Below are 19,899 nucleotides of genomic sequence, written 5' to 3' on the forward strand. Positions count from 1 at the left end.
TATGGCAGAGCAAGATTTAGCGATTAGCTATGCAAGAAATTCACAACTGACCCAACAATCGGGTATACAGCAATTGGTATTGGCACATCAGTCTGAACTGGCGGAAGTAGCCAATGTACCTTGTTTCTTTTGGGGGAGTTTGACAGATCCGTTGCTGACTTCCAAATGTTTGTTGACATTGTCAAAAGTTGTAAGGTCTAGTTTTGGACCTATACCACCAAGTTTACGTGATCCTATCGTGTCTGCAGGAAGCAATCAGATTCGTTTTGAGGGCTTTTCTTCCTGCAATGGTGTCTATGCGCGTCTGGATTTATTGGAGGATGCCATTGATGGCGAATTTATTACGAGTGGTACCACGAATGTCGATTTCAATGAACCTATGCTCAATGCCTTAAATGCTGTCAAGAAGACTGAAAAAATGGTGTTGGGGGTCGGGAGCAATGAGGTGGCTATCAGCACCGATAAGGCGAAGGTGACCGAAAAGAAAGTGACTTTACCACCGCGCTGGATCAAGGGGCTGACTTCAGTACAATTGTACTTGGCAGGCATGGAACTGCAATTTGAATTAAATAAAATTCAGCTTATCCAGTTATTTCAGGGTATACCGAAAGGGAATGTGAAAGGTGAGTTTTATCTGACCAAGAGAGCTAACCGCTTTGTGTTTTCTCCCATAGGTACGGGAGATGCGGTACGTATCGGTGGGATACAACGATTACGTTTATTGGAGGGATTGCTCAGTTATGCAGATAAATTACTTATTTACCAAGAAAAGGGTGGGGAGAGTGTGGCATTTGTAACAGATTTTGGTAAAATGAGATTGACTCTTGCATTGTCGCCAGATAGTTATAGAGGGTTTTCGGGAGAGGGGAATGTATTGGAAAATATGATTAAAGCGGTTCCCGATGAATGGATACATGCTGTCAATGGGTTGCTCAAATCAAACGAATTATTTGACCCGACGATGCTTTCCATTGAGCATGATGTGGATTTTGACACGATGGACACTTTATCTGCTTCATTGTCATCCATTGGTTTGCTAGGCTATGATCTGCATAGTCATCAGCATTATTACCGCAGGCTGCCTTTTAAAATGGAGCGTATCCTGGCATTAAATCCACGATTAAAAAATGCCAAAAAACTTGTTGCGACAGCCGGGGTGCAATTTGTCAAGAATACAGCAGATTATATTGAAGCTCGAGTCGATGGGTCAGGTGTACAACATACAGTGGTCATACAGGGCGATAGGTATCAATGTACCTGCAATTGGTTTACCAATCATCAGGGAAAAAGAGGGCTATGTAAACATATACTAGCCGTCAAAATGCTAAATGGGTAGCGTGTGTATTACCTCATGTTTTGCCTCTTTATGGTAAAGCATGAGGCAAAATATGCCGTCCTGGCTTTAGGTGGTATCTGCCTAATCAATCCCGTTTAACTAATCTAAAACTTCCTGGTAGGTTAAGGTATTTTTATTTTAACCCTATTTCCATTCCCAGTTTTCATCAATAATATAACTATATGGTTAATATTTGGGTGCTAATACATATCTTCTTCATCAATAAAATTATAATCCGTACTGGTCAGTAACTGGAGATACTCATCGAAATTATCCGCTATGACACGAAACTCATCGGGGTCATGCACGAAACGTACGATTTGTCCTTTTTTACCTTTTCCTGAGGGGCTGAAATCTACAAATAATTGAGAGGTTCCGCCATTGTTCATACAATCGGAAAAATGGAGCCATTTTAAGTCCGTTGATTTATCAGTAATCTTATTATCAATCTCTACATGATCGTACTTTCGGTCAATATAGTCGGCATAATAGGTATGCGCAATATGTTGATTGTCGATCATCTCCTGAGCTGATAGTAGGTAATAAGGATACTCATTTAAATCAGAGCCTAAAAAGAAGAAGGCAATTTCTTCATCGGCATAAGTCCTCCAATAGGTCCCATCGACATATTCGAGCAAATCTACCAGTCCTGGAGGGATAGCTGGAAATGTCTCTCGCAACTTTTCTATATCTGTTTTATTTGCGCCCTGTTTGATCTGTTCAAAATGATTCCAGGTTTCCTCACCATTATTGTCATAATAAGCCTTTTTTAAGCCCAATAGATATCTTTCCGCTGTTTTCATTTACTTTTCCTCTAGTAAAGTGAAGTTAATTAAACTTTATGATATTGCAGCTATATCAACTTATTGAACAATTGACTTATTTAATGTGTCTGGGGGAGAGGGGCTGAGAGTCGTTTATCTGTTAATTGTTGTTTAATAGATTTTTAAGACAAGTTTTGAGGTTTAATAATAAGCATTTGAAAATGATTTTTTACTAAAATAATTAGTATATAAACCTGTATTTAGTTATCTTTGTACTATTCACTTACAGAAGTAATACCAATTAAATAGATAATCATGTTATCAGATCAAACTTTAATATCCGATATAAAGGCGATTATTTCCAAATCTAGAGATAATGTTATTCGTGCTGTCGATCATCAGCGTACATTGATGTATTGGCATATCGGCGAACGTATTTTCGAACAGGAGCAGGAAGGCAAAGATAGGGCTGATTATGGAAAATACATTATAAAATACCTTTCGGAGGAACTGTAACCTGAGTTTGGTAGCGGCTTTTCCTCTAGGCAGTTGAATTGGTACCGCCAGTTTTATCGCACATTTCCAATTGTGTCTACACTGTGGACACAATTGAGTTGGAGTCAATACAAGCTACTTTTAAGTCTTAATAGCGAGGAACAACGCGAGTTTTATATTGCCGAAACCATTAAAAATAATTGGACAGTCAGACAGCTTGAGCGACAGATCAATACCAGTCTATATGAACGCTTGTTACTTAGTAACGATAAAGAAAGCGTGTTGGCTGTTGCAAAAAAAGAGAAGATGCCTTCCGATGCGAAAGAGATCATAAAAGATCCAATGGTACTCGAGTTTTTAGGTTTGAAGCGAGAGAGTGCCTATTATGAAAAAGATCTTGAAGGCGCTATTATCACCCATCTGCAGGAGTTTTTACTGGAATTAGGAAATGGCTTTTCCTTTGTTGCCCGCCAAAAACGAATACATATTGAAGGCGATGAGTTCTTTGTTGATTTAGTTTTTTACAACCGTCTATTGCAAAGCTTTGTGATCATTGAAATCAAGACACACAAATTAACGCATCAGGATATAGGTCAATTGCAAATGTATGTCAATTACTACGATCGTATTGAAAACCTTCCACATGAGCATCCCACGATTGGTATTTTACTTTGTGCGAGTAAAAATGATGCGGTCGTGAAATTTACCCTTCCCGAAGAACAAAAACAGATCGTCGCCAGTCAATACGAGCTTTATTTGCCTACCGAAAAGCAGTTGCTGGATGAGGTGAATAAAGAACTGGACAGTTTTGCAAGTAAGGGTGGGGAAGAGTAAATATATGAATGACTTCTAAATCAAATATGTTTTGAATATAGTAGTAAATATACTGCCTTTGTGTTGTGAGATTCGTTTATGTGATTGGTGATCTAAGGTAATAAATTTTTCCAAACGCATTCAAACTTTTTAGGTATGAAATCAAGTGAATCCCACAAGTTTTTGTGAAATAGTGGCTGGATCCATATCCGTACTAGAGGACCTTTTATGATCTGGATTAGGTTCGATTATCAGCAGAAAAAAGAAAAATACCACAAGAAATACTTTGAATAGAGGGGTGCTAGATTGAAAATTGATCAAAAATTCTATGCTTACTTCATCTCTTTTCCGCTTCTGCTTTATACCGTTGCTGGTTTTTTTAATTTTATTTTTCAAACATAGAATATTTTGTACATTTGTATCGAATAAAATCGAAATAGAAATGGCAGAAACTGTACAACCAAGAGCTCCAAAGACAACTGATAATAATGCGAATCAAACTCATTACTACAAAACATTGGTAGTAGCTATCGCTTTAGGTTTAATAGGCACATTTATCCGTTTTGTACCGGATGTATGTACTGCAATGGGACAACAAACATTTTTGTTCTCCGCGATAGCAAATATCTCATTGATCATAGGTACGCTTATTGCATTTAAAACTGTTTTCGGGATTTTGGGATTTGGAAAAAATCGTGACTAATTAAAAAGTCATTTAATGATATTGGAAAGCCTCAGTTTTTACTGGGGCTTTTTTGTATCTATATGTGACGTTTTAATAGGAAGTTGATAAGAGTAAAGTAAGTTCACACACAAGTGAAATTTTAGCCCAAACAGAAAAGGGCAGCATGGGAAAGAGTACCATCAAAGAGAAAGCTGGTAAACTATTGCAGGATAATTATTTACTAGATATGCCCAAAAAAAGGCATCAATTATTCAATTGATGCCTTTTTGCTATGATTGCTGTATAGACTATGCAAATAATGACCAGGTCCCCCATGGAATACGAGCAAGCATTAAAATTAAACCGATGATGTAAAAAATCACAACAGTTTGATTTGCTTTTCTTGAATTTTCCATCTTTTTAGCTTTTGAGTAACCGATGGTAATCAATACAATGGCAATGATCATCGTTAAAGGGTGCTCAATGATTTTTAAACGTAATGTTGGATCTTTCATCACGCTGCCAGAGATCATCGATGGATACTTCAAAACGAAGTATAAGATCAATCCCACTAATAATTGAATATGCGATACGATAAAACCTAATAAGGCAATTTTACGGTTGTAAGGTTTGTTGCCTAAATAGTTCATTAAGGTGATCACAATAGATATCACCAGGGCTAGCAATAAGACAATTGCTATTGTCGAGTGTAAGTGTAACATAAAAGCTCTCTTTAATTGTTTCCTAAGTTAGCAAAGATAAAAATATAATGAATGTATTTGTTAAAAATCATTGTTCTAGCAGAAATACCTCTGCAATTGGGTTGAAAAGGTACATGCGTTTGCTGGTTAACTCCATACATTTATAGCGTTTTCGTATTTTCTCAATCCGCTGAAAAGACCTTCCATTCTTTAATTTAAAAAAATGTCCATCCTCCAATGCTTCTACTGTAAGTGCATTGCTTTTGACCTTGTCATAGGTCTTCAATGTACGAAAAAGATGAAGATCGGTACAGCTCGATGCCGCTGGATTTTCCATATAACTGTGTATCGCGCTATTGATATCGGTTGGGAAGATACTGAGTTTTAAAAAAGGATCCATCAACTCCTTAAAATGTTTCTTCCATTCAGTCCCATGTGGTTTTACGCGGTGTTGATGCTTATTCCAGGTCTGAAGATGTGCAAATTCGTGTATGGTCGTGATCAAAAAGGAATAAGGATTCAGATCATGATTGACTGAGATACGATGAGGACTACCCTTAAACGGTGCACGATAATCCCCCAGTTTGGTGCTTCTGGACCGGGAAATTTTAAATAAGCATGCTGTGTGATTTATCCAATTGGATATAATCGGAGCAGCTTCTTCGGGCATGTATTTTTTGAGCGTTGCACTGTAATCTTGCATGCTGTAAAAATAGTGATTTATTCATGCTCACATAATAATCAGAGGACATTATTTTGTCACTGGCAACCATTTTATTGTCAAAAGATCGTATTTGTCCGTTGGGAATCTGCGGAGTAATTCGCGGTGGTTGGTTCATCTTTGTACGATCAATATGATGGGTTTGAAGCGACATTTACAAATAAAAGCACTACAAATTGTTTATAAAAAAGGTGTTTTAACTATAATATTTAGTTTTTATTTGGAATTTTGATATTATTTTTAGTATTTAGTGCTGTTGAATAAAATTCAAGAAGACAGTGCTCAAAACCGGTGTAATATTTTTTTGAAACAAAATGCATTGAAATCGGTTGAGTTTTAGGTAAATTACCTACTAAAGAAAGGATTATAAAAGATACGATTTATCCGGATGAGGAACGGTTTTCCTCTCAACTGTAAAATAGACCTTCAAGAATATGCTAGATACCTTACATATTAAGAATTATGCCCTGATCAATGTATTGGAAATCCAATTTGATAGTGGCTTGAATATGATTACTGGGGAGACTGGAGCGGGTAAATCCATTATTATGGGAGCGCTTTCCCTGATTTTGGGCAACAGAGCAGAGGGGAAACATTTTTTTGATCCATCAAAAAAATGCGTGATCGAAGGAGAGTTTAACATTGGAGCTTATCAATTAAATAGCTTCTTTAAGCAGAATGATCTAGATTATGCGGATCATACGATTATCAGAAGGGAAATAACGCCAGATGGTAAATCCCGTGCTTTTGTCAATGATTCGCCAGTTACATTGGCGATACTAAAGCAATTGGGCGAGCAATTGATCGATGTACATTCGCAGCACGCGACTTTGCAAGTCAATACGGAGGAATTTCAGTTTCTAGTTGTTGATAGTGTTGCTGGTTCATTTGTATTGAAACAGAACTACAAAGAAAGCTATATGGCCTATAAAAAGGCAAAGCGAGAATTGGAGGAACTGAAAGAGACGGTAAAGAAAGCTGCAATAGAATTGGATTATTTTCAGTTTCAGTTTGATGAGCTGGATGGAGCGAAGCTGGTTGCTGAAGAACAAGGGGTACTCGAACAGCAGCAGCGTCAATTGGAAAATGCCGAGGATATCAAACGGGCGTTAAATGCAGCTTCGCATTTGTTGGAAAACGACGATACAGCGATATTGACCCAATTGAAAGATACAATGACACAAGTTGAGGGTATATCTTCTTTTTTGCCCGAAGCGTCTGATCTTTCTGTGCGATTGAAAAGTACCTTGATCGAGCTGAAAGATGTGGCTGCAGAATTGGCCTCACTTGAAGAAGATACGCAATTGGATGAAGGAACTTTATTGGAGATTAATGAACGATTGAGCTTGCTTTATTCATTACAGAAAAAGCATCATGTTGATTCTGTTGAGGAACTCATTCAGCTTAGAGATGATCTGGAGACAAAGCTAGTCGCCATCAATTCCTCCGATGAACAGTTGGAACGATTGGAAGCTGAGGTTATAGATAAGTTAGCTATTGCACTGCGGAATGCGAAGGAACTATCGGAGGCTCGCAAATTGGTGCTGGATAGGATTGCCAAGGACGTGCAAAATACTCTGTCGAATGTCGGTATGCCAAATGCGGTACTTCAGATTGTATTAGAGCCCTTAAAAGATGGTGAGATGCGTGAGTCTGGAATAGATACCATTCAGTTTCTATTTTCGGCCAATAAGGGGCAGGCATTGCAATATATTCATCGCGTAGCTTCAGGAGGGGAACTGTCCCGTGTGATGCTGGCGATAAAGTCGCTGGTTGCTAAAACTTCGGCCTTGCCAACGATTGTTTTTGATGAGATCGATACTGGAATTTCGGGTGAGGTTGCGTTACGTGTGGGAGAGGTCATGGAAAATCTAGCCGAAAATATGCAGGTGATTGCTATTTCGCACTTGCCACAAATAGCCTCAAAAGGTGCGGCGCACTTTAAGGTATACAAAGAAGACAAAGCCAATCGTACGATATCGAATATTGTTCGTTTAGATCAATCCGGAAGGGTAAAAGAGATTGCACAGATGCTGAGTGGAGCAAAACCGACGGATGCTGCGGTGGAACATGCCGAGTTGTTGTTGAGGGGATAGCTTATTTTCGTAAGTATAATAAAGATTATAAAAATCCATAAAAAAGGACCGTTATTCTGAACGGTAAAAAATGGATGGACAGGGTCATAAAAATGACCTATGAATTGAATATATTTTCAGTTCTCCCTCATTTTTTTTTGACACTTTAGTCAGCACATGTTTTAGGCATTAAAAATAAAGGTCGAGCTTTAAAAGCGCGACCTTATGGAACAAAAATTTGAAATTTATTGAGTTCAAATTTTGCAGGATGTTAAAGTTTAGTTTCTTGTTCTAGTACGTGTGCTGTCCGTTCGAGTACCTGTTCTTGTACGTCCAGTATTAGGCTCGAAAATTGTTCCTCCAATAAACGCTTTAGCAAATTCCGAACGTTCAGACTCAGGCAAATTTATGATTATTGTTCCCCTTACCATTTCCGGTTTGGTCTTGGATAATATTATAAAAATAATCAGATTACCATTTTTACTATAGATAAAGCTTCCTTCCACATTGTCATTTTTAACATAGTCTGTTATGATATTTGATTTTTCCTCCGTGTCATATACAACCCTATAATTATCCTTGGATATGTCCTCGATGCTTCTTACAGGGAATGTTGATAGGTCTATCCAGCTTAACTGCAAAAGTCCGTCGTAAGTTGTATAAGTCGTCGTTCTGGTTCTTGTTCCTGGAGTAGTTTGTACGCCCGTAGCGATGCTATAATCAATCTTGTGAAAACTTACATTTGGGGCCATTTCTATGCTTCTGTCAGCATACGTATCGAAATTAGCGCCAAAATAATCTTTAGCTAATTTTATATTTAAATCACTGATTTCTTTTAGATCTGTGAGTCCATTATCACGGATAAAACCATTTGATATTTTGGACTTGATATCCTGCTGTGCAAATAGACCTGTTGTAAGTAACAGAAAGATAATTGAAGTTATTAATGTTTTCATTTTTTTATTTTTAAGGTGTACAAGGATTTACTTTGCTGATATTTCCATTTTGATCGCGTTTAACCGCTTTATTACGGTCAGTTTCACCTATTTTTTGTTTGCTCAAGTTAAACATTTTTCCGTACATTTTAATTAGTGCTGATTCTCCGGAAGCCTGATATTCTTCAGTCGTTGTTCCATTGCTATAATTCCGATTTATAAATTCAAGCGTAGCATTTTGATATTGGATATTAGCATCTTTTTGAGCGGCACTGAAATTTCCGGTCATCATGGCAAATAATTGGGCATTCGCTATTGTGATCGTGTAAACATTACCTCCGCTAACTACTGAGGAACTAAAATTCCTAAGATAATTTTGCAGCTGGTTAGCAGGTATATTCTGTGAGTTAACCATCTCCAGTAGGTCAACTGCCGGATTGAAGATATCTGAAGGGCTCGGCGAGCCTTCACCCGGGTGATTATGTATATAACCAATCACATAGCCTCTGGTTGCATCCCATGATGGATTTACACTTTTACTACTGACCTTATTATCGGATGATGCCGGGTCAATATAAACTGAACTGGGATCATTGGGATCTCTGAGTTTTATTGCAGCCCCCCATTCCTCACTTTTACTGCTAATTTCATTAACCCTATTCCTGAAATCCTGATTTCTTGACAGTTGATTTGCCCGAGTTACACCGTCGCAGTCGGTATTTTTAGTTTCCTGTAACATTATTTGTTTTGGAGTTGGAGGAGTAATTGGATTAATTGTTCCTCCATCAGTTGGGGGATCTGGAACCCAGACGTTTTCGCAAACAGTATTGTAGATCATCCGATCATTGCTCCATGATACATTATAATCACAGTCTGGAATTGCAACAATAAAATGGACACCTAGTTAAGCTGCAATATTTTGTTTATTTATTTTTCTAGTAAACTCCTCTGGTGATAAGTATCCTAAGGCAGAATGTTGCCTTTTTCGGTTGTACCAAGTCTCAATATATTCAAAGACAATAAGCGCAGCTTGCTTCCTGTGAGCGAATTTATGCTGATATATACATTCCGCTTTCAGTGTCTTGAAAAAACTTTCAGCGACAGCATTATCCCAGCAATTTCCCTTTCTACTCATGCTTCTTATGATGAGTGGATTTTTTTCCACCATAGAGCTGAACTCATGACAGGCATACTGTACGCCACGATCGGAATGGAATATTAGTTTCTGGGTGATTGGCCTTGCTTTTTGTGCCATTTTAAAAGCAGAAATCACCGTATCTACCGCATTCATAGTCTCACTTAAAGCCCATCCAATTACTTTTCGATCTCCCAGATCGATTACAGTTGTCAGATACAACCATCCCTGCTGCGTTTTGATGTAAGTGATGTCTGATACCCATACTGCACCAAGTGTTCCCGGTTTAAAATCACGGTCCAATATATTCTCCGGTACCGAAAACTTATGGGTGGAGTCTGTGGTCACCTTAAATTTTTTCTTGACAATACTTCTTAACCCGGCCTTTCTCATCAGTTTGGCTACCCTCACTCTGGATATTTTAATATTCTTTTTGTGTAGTTCTCTGGTAATACGCGGACTGCCGTAAGTATTTTTACTTCTTATAAATGCATCCTGGATTTCCATAGTAATCTGTTGGTTTTCAATACTTCTATTTGAAGGGATACCCTTTAAAAAGTTGTAGTAGCCCGCTCTGCTCACCTTGAACACCTGACACATCTTCTCGACTGAAAATATTTCCCTATTGTCCCTTATGAACCTGAATATTTGGTGTCGCTCTTGGAGAAGATGCTTACAGCCTTCTTTAATATATCCCGTTCCATCTGTGTCTCCCGAAGTTCTTTTCTTAATCGTGCTAACTCCTGTTCACTCTCACTCAAGATAACTTTTCCATTCCCAGAGAAACTACTTCCTTGTTTTACAGAATGTTCCTTTCGCCACCTATACAATAATGCTGGGCTAATATCCAGTTCCCTGGCCAGCGCGCTAAGGTCGCTACGCGTGTTGCTCAGTTCAACGCTCATCAGTTTGAACTCTTTGGTATAAACTTTTCTTTCTCTTGACATAAGTCTGTTAAGTTATTAAATTCTCTTAACTTAATGTCCAGTCAAATGTAGCAACTTCAGTCTGTATAATCTGTAGGATAGCTACAGGTTCCTGGGAGACTCGTCGAAATATAGCCTACACCATTGCAGTATGTGCTCCATACACAGGTACCCTCCTGCCTGCACTGAACTTCATAGGCAGCTTTCTTTGTTGAGCCTTTTGGTGATTTGAAAGCTGTGGGGGCATTGTAACTGCTCTTACCATTATCATAGCTATAAACGAACAGATTTTTGGTGAGGACGTCTATCATTGATAATTTTCCATTTTTCAGGAAATTATCATCACTTTTTTTATCAGGATAAAAACGGGAAAGGTAGAATTTTTCCCCGTTGGCAACGACCAAAAAAAGAGTATTATTAACAGTCTGTACTGAAATTTCTTTTTCATTCAGCTGTCCTGACCCAATCAATGGAATTAGGGTATATTGTGTGGAGTCATTGATTTGGGAGGATTTTGCATTTTCCCATTGTGGGATATATTTAATTATAAGCCCACTTTTTAAGCTATCACTTGTTCGTGACTCAATGGACATTTTTTCGTAGCTTTCTTTTATTTCAGCTATACTCGCAAAAGTATTTGTCTTTTGACTATTGAGGACGATATCCTTCCTACATCCCTGATATGCAAAGATAGAAAGAATAGAGAGAAACAAAATAATACTTGTTCTCAAATTAAATGTTGTTTTTCGAAATCTCATTTTTCGTATTGATTAATATTACAAATAATACTGTTTAATATTAAGTTACTGTATACCTATATTTAAATTTGTGTTATATTTAAAAAAAAACATCACTAACGACCAAAGAGACAAAAAAAATAATGATTACTTTTTTGAAAATTAATACAATTTAATTTGAAAGCTGTCTTATATAATGGAGCGTTATTTTGGATAACTAGAAAATTGGCAGTATAGAAAAAACGAATAAAAAAGGGGGTTAAAACCCCTTAATTTTGGTTAGTGAAAAAACTTTAATAAAGTCTATATTTTTCATCATTTCAGGCGGATAATTGGGTACTACACTCAGGAAAAACACTCCGTATAGTAGCGGAGAAACCATTGAGGTTATCGGTCGCTTTAATCAGCATATCCTCTACGCCCCGGGATTTCAGGTCTGTCAGGATTCCCATCCAAAAACTGGCACTTTCATTCTTGCTCAGCCACATGCCCAGAACTTCTTTATAGCCATCCCGGTTCAGGCCCACAGCAAGATAAATGGTCTTGTTGACCACTTTGGAGTTCTCCCTGACCTTAAAAACAATGCCATCCATCCAGACAATCAGATATACGCTGTCCAGCGGACGGTTTTGCCAGGCGATCACATCACCCGCCACACGGTCGGTAATCCGGGAAATCGTCGATTCAGAAAGGTCAAATCCATACACATCGCGCATCATATTTTCTATATCCGAAACACTCATGCCTTTGGAGAATAACTTGTAGGGTTGGTGTATTTTATCCCATCTGTTCCAATGGATATCTCCGGCGAATAAAATAAATGTGTTCTGGAATAAAATAAAAAATACGTTGAGAAATCATTCTATAAAGATCTTTTTGGCTAATGAATTTATTTGGGAAATTTACAATACAATCAAATTGGCATACTAAAGTAATTTTAACAAGAACATTTAAATGAGATTTAGGATTTGAATATGTAAAGTTGTTTCTGGAGGGATGGTGAAAATAACTCTTTTAATAAAAAAAGATCTCAGAATTCTGAGATCTTTTTTTATTAATTACCACCATTTGTGGCATCGGTCAATGTGACTTTGACGAACATGTCTGTTGGACGGACAGGTTTATTATCATTTCCAACATAATCTGCATAAAGATATACTTTACCAATTTTATACTCCACACGGTAATTGTAGGGGCCAACGGCTGAGGGAATATTGATAAAGAAATCTTTATCATTATCGAATGATATAGCAACCCCAACATGTCCAAAATTAAAATACTTTGCATCTAATTCAGGAAAGTCCAATTCATTTGAAAATGAGTATCCTGATTGGTCAGGTACCCACGAGGAAGATTTTACGTTGGTACTGAAAGTTACTCCATCTAAAACGTTTACCTCTTGCGTAATATACTCCTTTTTACAAGAAGAGAATGAAACCAAGGCTGCGGTTCCAATTAAAGCTGCGAATAAAAGTCTTTTCATATCGTTTGTGTTATTTGTGACATTTTTTATTATAGGACGATAAAATAGCGCTAAAGTTTAACGTCAAACTTCTTTACAACAAAAAATGCACCATAATGGTGCATTTTCTTGAAATTATTTCGAGTACAGCAATCGATTATTTCTCAGCTGTATCTTTTGAAGACTTCGGATCTGAGCTAGAGACCTCAATATCTTTGGTTTCTGGATTGATGCTCACGGTTAAAACTGAACCTGTTTGCACATTTCCTTTGAGGATTTCTTCCGCAATTGGATCTTCCAGATATTTTTGGATTGCCCGTTTTAATGGACGTGCACCGAAATTACTGTCATAGCCTTTATCGGCGATGAAATCTTTCGCCTCATCCGTCAAGTTAATGGTATATCCTAAATCTGCGATTCGTTTAAACAAAGACGTCAATTCGATATCAATGATCTTAAAGATATTTTCTTTTGTTAACGAATTGAAAACAATAACATCGTCAATACGGTTCAAAAACTCTGGCGCAAAAGCTCTTTTTAAGGCAGTTTCGATTACTCCACGGGAGTGTGCATCTGTTTGTTGCGATTTTGCCGCAGTAGTAAAACCGACACCTTGACCAAACTCTTTCAATTGACGTGCACCAATGTTGGAGGTCATGATGATAATCGTGTTACGGAAGTCCACCTTACGACCCAAACTATCAGTCAACTGACCTTCATCTAATACTTGCAGTAACAGGTTGAATACATCAGGGTGCGCTTTCTCAATCTCATCCAAAAGCACTACCGCATAAGGTTTGCGACGTACTTTCTCTGTTAACTGTCCACCTTCTTCATAACCTACATATCCCGGAGGCGCTCCGACCAGACGTGAGATAGCAAATTTCTCCATGTATTCACTCATGTCAATTTGGATCAATGCGTCTTCAGTATCAAACATAAATCGAGCTAGTTCTTTCGCTAATTCTGTTTTACCGACACCAGTAGGACCTAGGAATATAAAGGAACCAATAGGTTTCTTAGGGTCTTTCAGTCCAGCACGTGTCCGTTGGATGGCTTTAACCAATTTACCGACGGCATCATCCTGACCGATGATTCTTCCTTTCATTAGCTCACCCATATTCAACAGTTTTTGGCTGTCGGATTGGCTGACACGTTGCACTGGGATACCAGTCATCATCGCAACAACTTCCGCTACATTTTCTTCGGAAACAGTGTATCGCTTAGATTTGGTTTCTTCTTCCCACGCAATCTTCTCTTTCTCTAACTCGTCGATAAGCTTTTTCTCTGTATCACGTAATTTAGCAGCTTCCTCGTATTTTTGACTACGCACAACCTTGTTTTTCTCCAATTTGACTTCCTCGATTTTATTCTCGATATCAATAATGGATTGTGGAACATGAATATTGTTCAAGTGTACACGTGAGCCCGCTTCGTCCAAAGCGTCAATCGCTTTATCCGGTAGGAAACGATCCGTAATATAACGTGTTGTCAATGACACACAGGCCTCAATTGCATCTGGCGTATAAGTCACATTGTGGTGATCCTCATATTTCTCTTTGATACGATTCAAGATCTCTACAGTTTCATCATGTGTAGCCGGCTCGATAGTCACACGTTGAAAACGACGGTCTAAAGCACCGTCTTTCTCAATATACTGACGATATTCGTCCAGTGTAGTCGCACCGATACATTGTATTTCTCCTCTTGCCAAGGCTGGTTTAAACATATTGGAAGCGTCCAAAGATCCTGAAGCACCGCCAGCGCCCACAATGGTGTGAATTTCGTCGATAAACAAAATCACATCCGGTGATTTTTCAAGCTCATTCATGACTGCTTTCATGCGCTCTTCAAATTGACCACGATATTTTGTGCCAGCAACCAAAGAGGCTAGATCTAAAGTGACCACACGCTTGTTGAACAATACACGTGATACTTTGCGTTGCACGATACGTAACGCCAATCCTTCTGCTATAGCCGATTTACCTACTCCAGGTTCACCGATCAATAACGGATTATTCTTTTTACGACGTGATAAGATCTGTGATACACGTTCGATTTCTTTTTCACGACCTACAATAGGATCCAGTCTACCTTCTTCAGCAGCTTTGGTCAAATCTCGGCCAAAGTTGTCCAATACAGGCGTTTTGGATTTAATATCCGAAACCTTTTTAGGTTGGATATATTGATCATCCTCAGCAAAATCATCGTCACCTGTAGGAGAGCCGGGAGCTTCATCCTTAATGGTGGTTCTATTTTGCTCAACTTCAGATTTGAAGATGTCATAAGTCACATTATATTGCTGTAAAATCTGCGAAGCGATATTATCTTCATCCCGTAAGATAGCCAATAATAGGTGCTCGGTGCCAATAATATCTGACTTGAAAATTTTCGCTTCCAAATAAGTTATTTTCAGCACTTTCTCAGCTTGTTTAGTTAATGGCATGTTGCCAATAGGCGCACGTGATACAGATGCCCCCTTCACTGCGTCCTCCACAGATTGACGTAGGGCAGTTGTGTCAATGCCTATGTTTTTAAGGATTTTGATCGCCATTCCATCGCCCTCACGAATCAAGCCGAGCAACAAATGCTCTGTGCCTATATAATCGTGACGCAATCTCAAAGCCTCCTCTCTACTGTACGATATAACATCCTTTACGCGCGGTGAAAATTTTGCTTCCATTGAATACCTTTCTGTTTTATATTAAGGATATATAAATGTAGTAAATTCTACATTTCAAACCTTAAAATTATTTTAAATAATGTCATCAACAATTAAGCCATGACCATTATACGTCCAAAATGTCAGTATAAAAGATTACATTTGTATGTTAATATAACAAGAGTTTTCCAATTTTTTTAAATTTTATGTCAGACGAGAAGATTATTTTTTCGATGGCGGGAGTCAACAAAATCTATCCGCCTCAAAAACAAGTTCTAAAAAATATCTATTTATCTTTTTTCTATGGTGCCAAGATTGGTGTGATCGGTTTGAACGGATCCGGAAAATCTTCATTATTGAAAATTATTGCGGGTTTGGATAAATCTTATCAGGGTGAAGTTGTGTTTTCTCCAGGTTACTCTGTGGGATATTTGGCACAGGAACCCCAATTGGATCTCGAAAAGACCGTACTGGAAATTGTGCAGGAAGGTGTTGCTGAAATTACAGCAACCTTAAAAGAATACGAAGAAATCAATGAAAAATTTGGCTTGCCTGAGGTCTACGAAAATCCGGATGAAATGGATAGATTGCTAGCGAGACAAGGTGAATTGCAAGATAAAATTGATGCAACAAATGCTTGGGAAATCGATTCTAAATTGGATAGAGCAATGGATGCATTGCGTTGTCCAGAACCTGATGCTAAAATTGCCAATTTGTCAGGTGGTGAACGCAGACGTGTAGCATTATGTCGCTTATTATTACAAGAACCAGATGTATTATTGCTTGATGAGCCGACTAACCACTTGGATGCAGAGTCTATTGACTGGTTAGAACAACACTTGAAACAGTATAAAGGAACTGTCATTGCCGTAACCCACGACCGTTACTTCTTGGATAACGTCGCAGGATGGATCTTAGAACTTGATCGTGGTGAGGGAATTCCGTGGAAAGGAAACTATTCTTCGTGGTTAGATCAAAAAGCTAAACGTCTGGCACAAGAAGAAAAGCAAGAAACCAAACGTCAGAAAACTTTGGAGCGTGAGTTGGAATGGGTACGTATGGCTCCAAAAGCCCGTCATGCTAAATCTAAAGCCCGTCTTCATAACTATGAAAAATTGGCGTCTGAGGAAACCAAAGAACGTGAAGAAAAATTGGAGTTGTTTATTCCTCCAGGACCGCGCTTGGGTAACTCTGTTATTGAAGCAACAGATATTTCCAAATCCTATGGTGACCGTATCTTATTTGAAAATTTAAGTTTCATGTTGCCTCCAGCCGGTATCGTTGGTATAATTGGGCCAAATGGTGCAGGTAAAACAACTTTATTCCGCTTGATCACAGGACAGGAAACGCCAGATACAGGTTCGTTCAAAGTAGGCGAGACGGTCAAATTGGGTTATGTCGATCAGATGCACCATGATCTTGATCCTGAAAAATCTGTTTGGGAAAATATCACCGGTGGTAATGATAATATGATCTTAGGCAATCGCTCCGTAAATTCCAGAGCTTATGTCTCTAAATTTAACTTTAATGGTGCTGATCAACAAAAGAAAGTCGGTGTACTTTCTGGTGGAGAACGTAATCGCGTCCATTTGGCGATCACATTGAAAGAAGGCTCAAACGTACTTTTACTCGATGAGCCGACCAATGATATTGACGTAAATACATTGCGCGCGTTAGAGGAAGGTTTGGAGAATTTCGGTGGTTGTGCTGTGGTGATTTCCCACGATAGATGGTTCTTGGACCGTATCTGTACGCATATTCTTGCGTTTGAAGGTGATTCTCAAGTGTATTTCTTTGAAGGTAACTATACTGAATATGAGGAGAACCGCAAGAAACGCTTGGGTGATGTGACTCCACATCGTATTAAATACAAAAAATTGGTGAAATAACGATGATCATGGAAGGCGGAAGGCTTCTGGCGGCCATAATAGACCACGCAATTGATGGAATTATCACCATTGACAACAGGGGGAATGTGGAAAGCATTAACCCTGCTGCCTTAGAATTGTTTGGTTATAACGCCGAAGAAGTTATAGGACATAATGTTTCGATGTTAATGCCTGAGCCTGATCGGGGGAATCACGATAATTATATCCATAATTATCAAACGACAGGTCATAAGAAAATTATCGGGATCGGACGGGAGGTGATGGGATTAAAGAAGAATGGAGAAACATTTCCGTTCCGGCTTGCGGTCAGTGAAGTTTGGCTTAAAGATAAAAATATTTTTACAGGATTTATCCATGATCTCTCCCGTGAAAAGGCTGCTGAGGACATGCTAAAACAGCATGCAGCCGAATTGGAACATAAAGTCAGTGAGCGAACCCGTGATCTAATATCGATGGTTTCGGAACTGGAAAAAGCAAAGGCGGAGGTCTCTAAATCTTTGGAGAAAGAAATTGAACTTAACCAGCTTAAATCACGTTTTGTTTCTATGGCTTCACATGAGTTTCGCACACCTTTAAGTTCCGTTCAATTATCAGCTTCGTTGATCGAAAAATATGCGGATCGCCCCGATGATAAGGCGAGTATCATTAAACATACCAACAAGATTAAAGGTGCAGTGCAGCTCTTGACCAGTATTTTGAACGATTTTCTCTCATTGGAGAAATTGGAGGCGGGTATTGTAGTCATGAATAAGCAGTATATTAATTTGGTTGAACTGGCTGAGGAGATTACGGAGGAAATGCAATTGATCTGTAAAAAAAACCAGCATATTGTGTATCAGCATACAGGTGAGATCGGACATTTTTCTTTGGACCAGAATCTATTGAAAAATGCTTTGGTGAATTTGATTTCCAATGCAATCAAATACTCGGGCGAAGATACATTAATTGAATTTACAACCTGTATTGATGACGATGGCTGTTCGATTTCAGTCAAAGATAATGGAATCGGTATCCCCCAAGAGGACCAAGTGCATTTGTTTGAGCCTTTTTTCAGAGCCCATAACACAGGGAATATTCCGGGTACGGGACTGGGGCTAAATATCGTGAAAAGATATATTGAACTTATGCAAGGTAAAATGGAGTTTGTATCGGAGGTACATAAAGGAACATCATTTAAGGTCAGTTTTGAATAGGTGTTGGAGTCGCTTTATCGGTGGCAGAAAAATCGAACAGCTGAACTTATGAAATAAATGCTTGGCATTCAGGAGGCATTGAAGGTAAATAGGAATGAATAATTATGTTAGGAATGAAAAATAAAAAGACAATTCTAATTATTGAGGATAATATTGACATTAGAGAGGGGACAACTGAGATTTTGGAGCTGACAGGACGGTATGATGTTATTACAGCGGAGAATGGTCGGATAGGAGTTGATTTGGCAACCCGGCATATTCCTGATTTGATTCTCTGTGACATCATGATGCCCGAATTGGATGGATATGGTGTACTATTTATGTTAAGCAAAATAGAAAGCACTTCAAAAATTCCTTTTATTTTTCTGACCGCCAAAGCCGAACGTGCGGATATGCGCAAGGCAATGGAGATGGGGGCTGATGATTACCTGACCAAACCTTTTGACGATGTGGAGCTGATGAATGCAATTGAGGTTCGTCTAAAAAAGCATGAGCAGTTATCCGCTAATACACCTGAAGACGCTGATCTAAATCTGAGTGAAGAGGAGCAAGTTTTATTGCTACAGGAATTACTCGCGAACTCGCGTGTGAAAACGGTAAAGAAGAAACAGTCAATCTTTGAGAAAGACGATTCGCCTACTTATGTCTATTATGTCAAATCAGGGCAGATTCGAAGCTTTAAATCATATAAAGATGGACGCGAATTGTCGACTGGAATTTATATCGAAGGGAATTATTTTGCTTACGCTTCGGTGCTGTTGAATGAGAACTATGAAGATTATGCAGAAGCTGTTGAACCGAGCGAAGTTATTTTAATTCCGAAGGATGCTTTTTTGGAGCTCTTATGGAAAAAACCGGCTATAGCAAGCAAGTTTATCAAATTGCTTTCTGTCGACCTTCGTGAAAAAGAGGAACAACTATTGGGCTTTGCATACCATTCTGTACGTAAACGTGTGGCCAATGCTCTGATCAGTGTAGCCGAAAAAAGCGGAATTAATATCAATGAGGTCAATGCCTGTACAATTGATATTACCAGAGATGGAATTGCTTCGATAGCCGGTACGGCAAATGAAACTGTTTCACGTATGCTTTCTGATTTTAAAGAGGAAAAGCTGATCTCGAAAGAAAAAGGAAAGATTTTTATCAATTCTATCAAAAAATTGAGAGACGTAAAACAGTAACAATTAAACAAGTAAATATTTCCTGGGCTTTAAGCTTACGGCTCTTAAATATCAACACAAAAAGGGTGTGTCCGAAGAATTCGGACACACCCTTTTTGTGTAATTGTGATATATATCATTGTCAGGTATGGTCTTGTATCATGTTTTTGGGCTGAGCTATAAGCTAATTTTGTTTTTAGGATAAACTTATACGTGGTTGATTGTAGAATT

The 19,899-nt window shown here is 38.4% G+C and carries 17 protein-coding genes and 1 pseudogene; 8 read left to right on the plus strand and 10 right to left on the minus strand.

The window, feature by feature from the left end; genetic code table 11:
* The first annotated feature begins 1 nt into the window (after position 1).
* Entirely contained in the window at positions 2-1,336 is a 1,335-nt protein-coding gene (locus OGI71_RS00510) for an SWIM zinc finger family protein (RefSeq protein ID WP_282253382.1), read from the plus strand.
* Between the two features lie 200 nt (positions 1,337-1,536).
* Here OGI71_RS00510 and OGI71_RS00515 read toward each other — a convergent pair whose 3' ends face one another.
* A complete protein-coding gene (locus OGI71_RS00515; protein ID WP_282253383.1) occupies positions 1,537-2,139 on the minus strand; it encodes an SMI1/KNR4 family protein in 603 nt (200 codons plus the stop codon).
* A gap of 276 nt (positions 2,140-2,415) precedes the next feature.
* On the opposite strand from OGI71_RS00515, the pseudogene OGI71_RS00520 reads away from it, so the two are divergent.
* The 3 genes and pseudogenes from OGI71_RS00520 to OGI71_RS00530 form a co-directional block, all read left to right on the plus strand.
* Positions 2,416-2,835, plus strand: a pseudogene (locus OGI71_RS00520) (DUF1016 N-terminal domain-containing protein); the annotation flags it as partial.
* A gap of 66 nt (positions 2,836-2,901) precedes the next feature.
* Positions 2,902-3,429: a PDDEXK nuclease domain-containing protein gene (locus tag OGI71_RS00525; RefSeq protein ID WP_282256113.1), complete on the plus strand. Its 528-nt coding sequence runs from the start codon at positions 2,902-2,904 to the stop codon at positions 3,427-3,429.
* A 421-nt stretch (positions 3,430-3,850) separates the two neighbouring features.
* Positions 3,851-4,111: a hypothetical protein gene (locus tag OGI71_RS00530; protein WP_077438329.1), complete on the plus strand. Its 261-nt coding sequence runs from the start codon at positions 3,851-3,853 to the stop codon at positions 4,109-4,111.
* Positions 4,112-4,380: 269 nt separating this feature from the next.
* Here the strand turns inward: OGI71_RS00530 and OGI71_RS00535 are convergent, their stop codons facing one another.
* Together OGI71_RS00535 and OGI71_RS00540 are read right to left on the minus strand one after the other, a co-directional pair.
* Entirely contained in the window at positions 4,381-4,794 is a 414-nt protein-coding gene (locus OGI71_RS00535; protein WP_104385601.1) for a hypothetical protein, read from the minus strand.
* 67 nt (positions 4,795-4,861) lie between these two features.
* On the minus strand, positions 4,862-5,476 hold the full coding sequence (locus tag OGI71_RS00540; protein WP_282253384.1) for a SprT-like domain-containing protein: 615 nt from the start codon (positions 5,474-5,476) through the stop codon (positions 4,862-4,864).
* 452 nt (positions 5,477-5,928) lie between these two features.
* Here OGI71_RS00540 and recN point away from each other — a divergent pair, with 452 nt between their 5' ends.
* Positions 5,929-7,590 (plus strand): DNA repair protein RecN, encoded by a 1,662-nt coding sequence (gene recN / locus OGI71_RS00545; protein WP_282253385.1) that lies wholly within the window; start codon positions 5,929-5,931, stop codon positions 7,588-7,590.
* 257 nt (positions 7,591-7,847) lie between these two features.
* On the opposite strand, the gene OGI71_RS00550 is transcribed toward recN, so the two are convergent.
* The 7 genes from OGI71_RS00550 to OGI71_RS00580 form a co-directional block, all read right to left on the minus strand.
* Positions 7,848-8,525: a hypothetical protein gene (locus tag OGI71_RS00550; protein ID WP_282253386.1), complete on the minus strand. Its 678-nt coding sequence runs from the start codon at positions 8,523-8,525 to the stop codon at positions 7,848-7,850.
* 10 nt (positions 8,526-8,535) lie between these two features.
* Complete coding sequence (locus OGI71_RS00555) at positions 8,536-9,243, minus strand: hypothetical protein (protein ID WP_282253387.1); 708 nt, start codon at positions 9,241-9,243, stop codon at positions 8,536-8,538.
* A gap of 165 nt (positions 9,244-9,408) precedes the next feature.
* Positions 9,409-10,586, minus strand: a protein-coding gene (locus OGI71_RS00560; RefSeq protein WP_282251020.1) for an IS3 family transposase whose coding sequence is annotated in 2 segments (ribosomal slippage) — positions 9,409-10,316 and positions 10,316-10,586 — 1,179 coding nt in all. Because the reading frame shifts where the segments join, the coding sequence is not laid out codon by codon here.
* 56 nt (positions 10,587-10,642) lie between these two features.
* Positions 10,643-11,323 carry a hypothetical protein gene (locus OGI71_RS00565; protein ID WP_282253388.1) on the minus strand — a complete coding sequence of 227 codons (681 nt, stop codon included), beginning with the start codon at positions 11,321-11,323 and terminating at the stop codon, positions 10,643-10,645.
* 299 nt (positions 11,324-11,622) lie between these two features.
* Positions 11,623-12,141, minus strand: a complete 519-nt coding sequence (locus tag OGI71_RS00570) for a transposase (protein WP_336044292.1) — start codon at positions 12,139-12,141, stop codon at positions 11,623-11,625.
* A 215-nt stretch (positions 12,142-12,356) separates the two neighbouring features.
* Positions 12,357-12,785, minus strand: a complete 429-nt coding sequence (locus OGI71_RS00575) for a hypothetical protein (protein WP_282253389.1) — start codon at positions 12,783-12,785, stop codon at positions 12,357-12,359.
* A 136-nt stretch (positions 12,786-12,921) separates the two neighbouring features.
* Complete coding sequence (locus OGI71_RS00580; protein WP_282253390.1) at positions 12,922-15,447, minus strand: ATP-dependent Clp protease ATP-binding subunit; 2,526 nt, start codon at positions 15,445-15,447, stop codon at positions 12,922-12,924.
* Between the two features lie 185 nt (positions 15,448-15,632).
* Between OGI71_RS00580 and ettA the strand changes: the two genes are divergently transcribed.
* The 3 genes from ettA to OGI71_RS00595 all read left to right on the plus strand — a co-directional run bounded on the left by ettA (position 15,633) and on the right by OGI71_RS00595 (position 19,689).
* A complete protein-coding gene (ettA, locus tag OGI71_RS00585; RefSeq protein WP_282253391.1) occupies positions 15,633-17,315 on the plus strand; it encodes an energy-dependent translational throttle protein EttA in 1,683 nt (560 codons plus the stop codon).
* 8 nt (positions 17,316-17,323) lie between these two features.
* On the plus strand, positions 17,324-18,508 hold the full coding sequence (locus tag OGI71_RS00590; protein ID WP_282256115.1) for a PAS domain-containing sensor histidine kinase: 1,185 nt from the start codon (positions 17,324-17,326) through the stop codon (positions 18,506-18,508).
* Between the two features lie 113 nt (positions 18,509-18,621).
* Positions 18,622-19,689, plus strand: a complete 1,068-nt coding sequence (locus OGI71_RS00595) for a response regulator (protein WP_282253392.1) — start codon at positions 18,622-18,624, stop codon at positions 19,687-19,689.
* Positions 19,690-19,899 lie beyond the last annotated feature (210 nt).

This window comes from Sphingobacterium sp. ML3W (assembly GCF_029542085.1).
GTDB lineage: Bacteria > Bacteroidota > Bacteroidia > Sphingobacteriales > Sphingobacteriaceae > Sphingobacterium.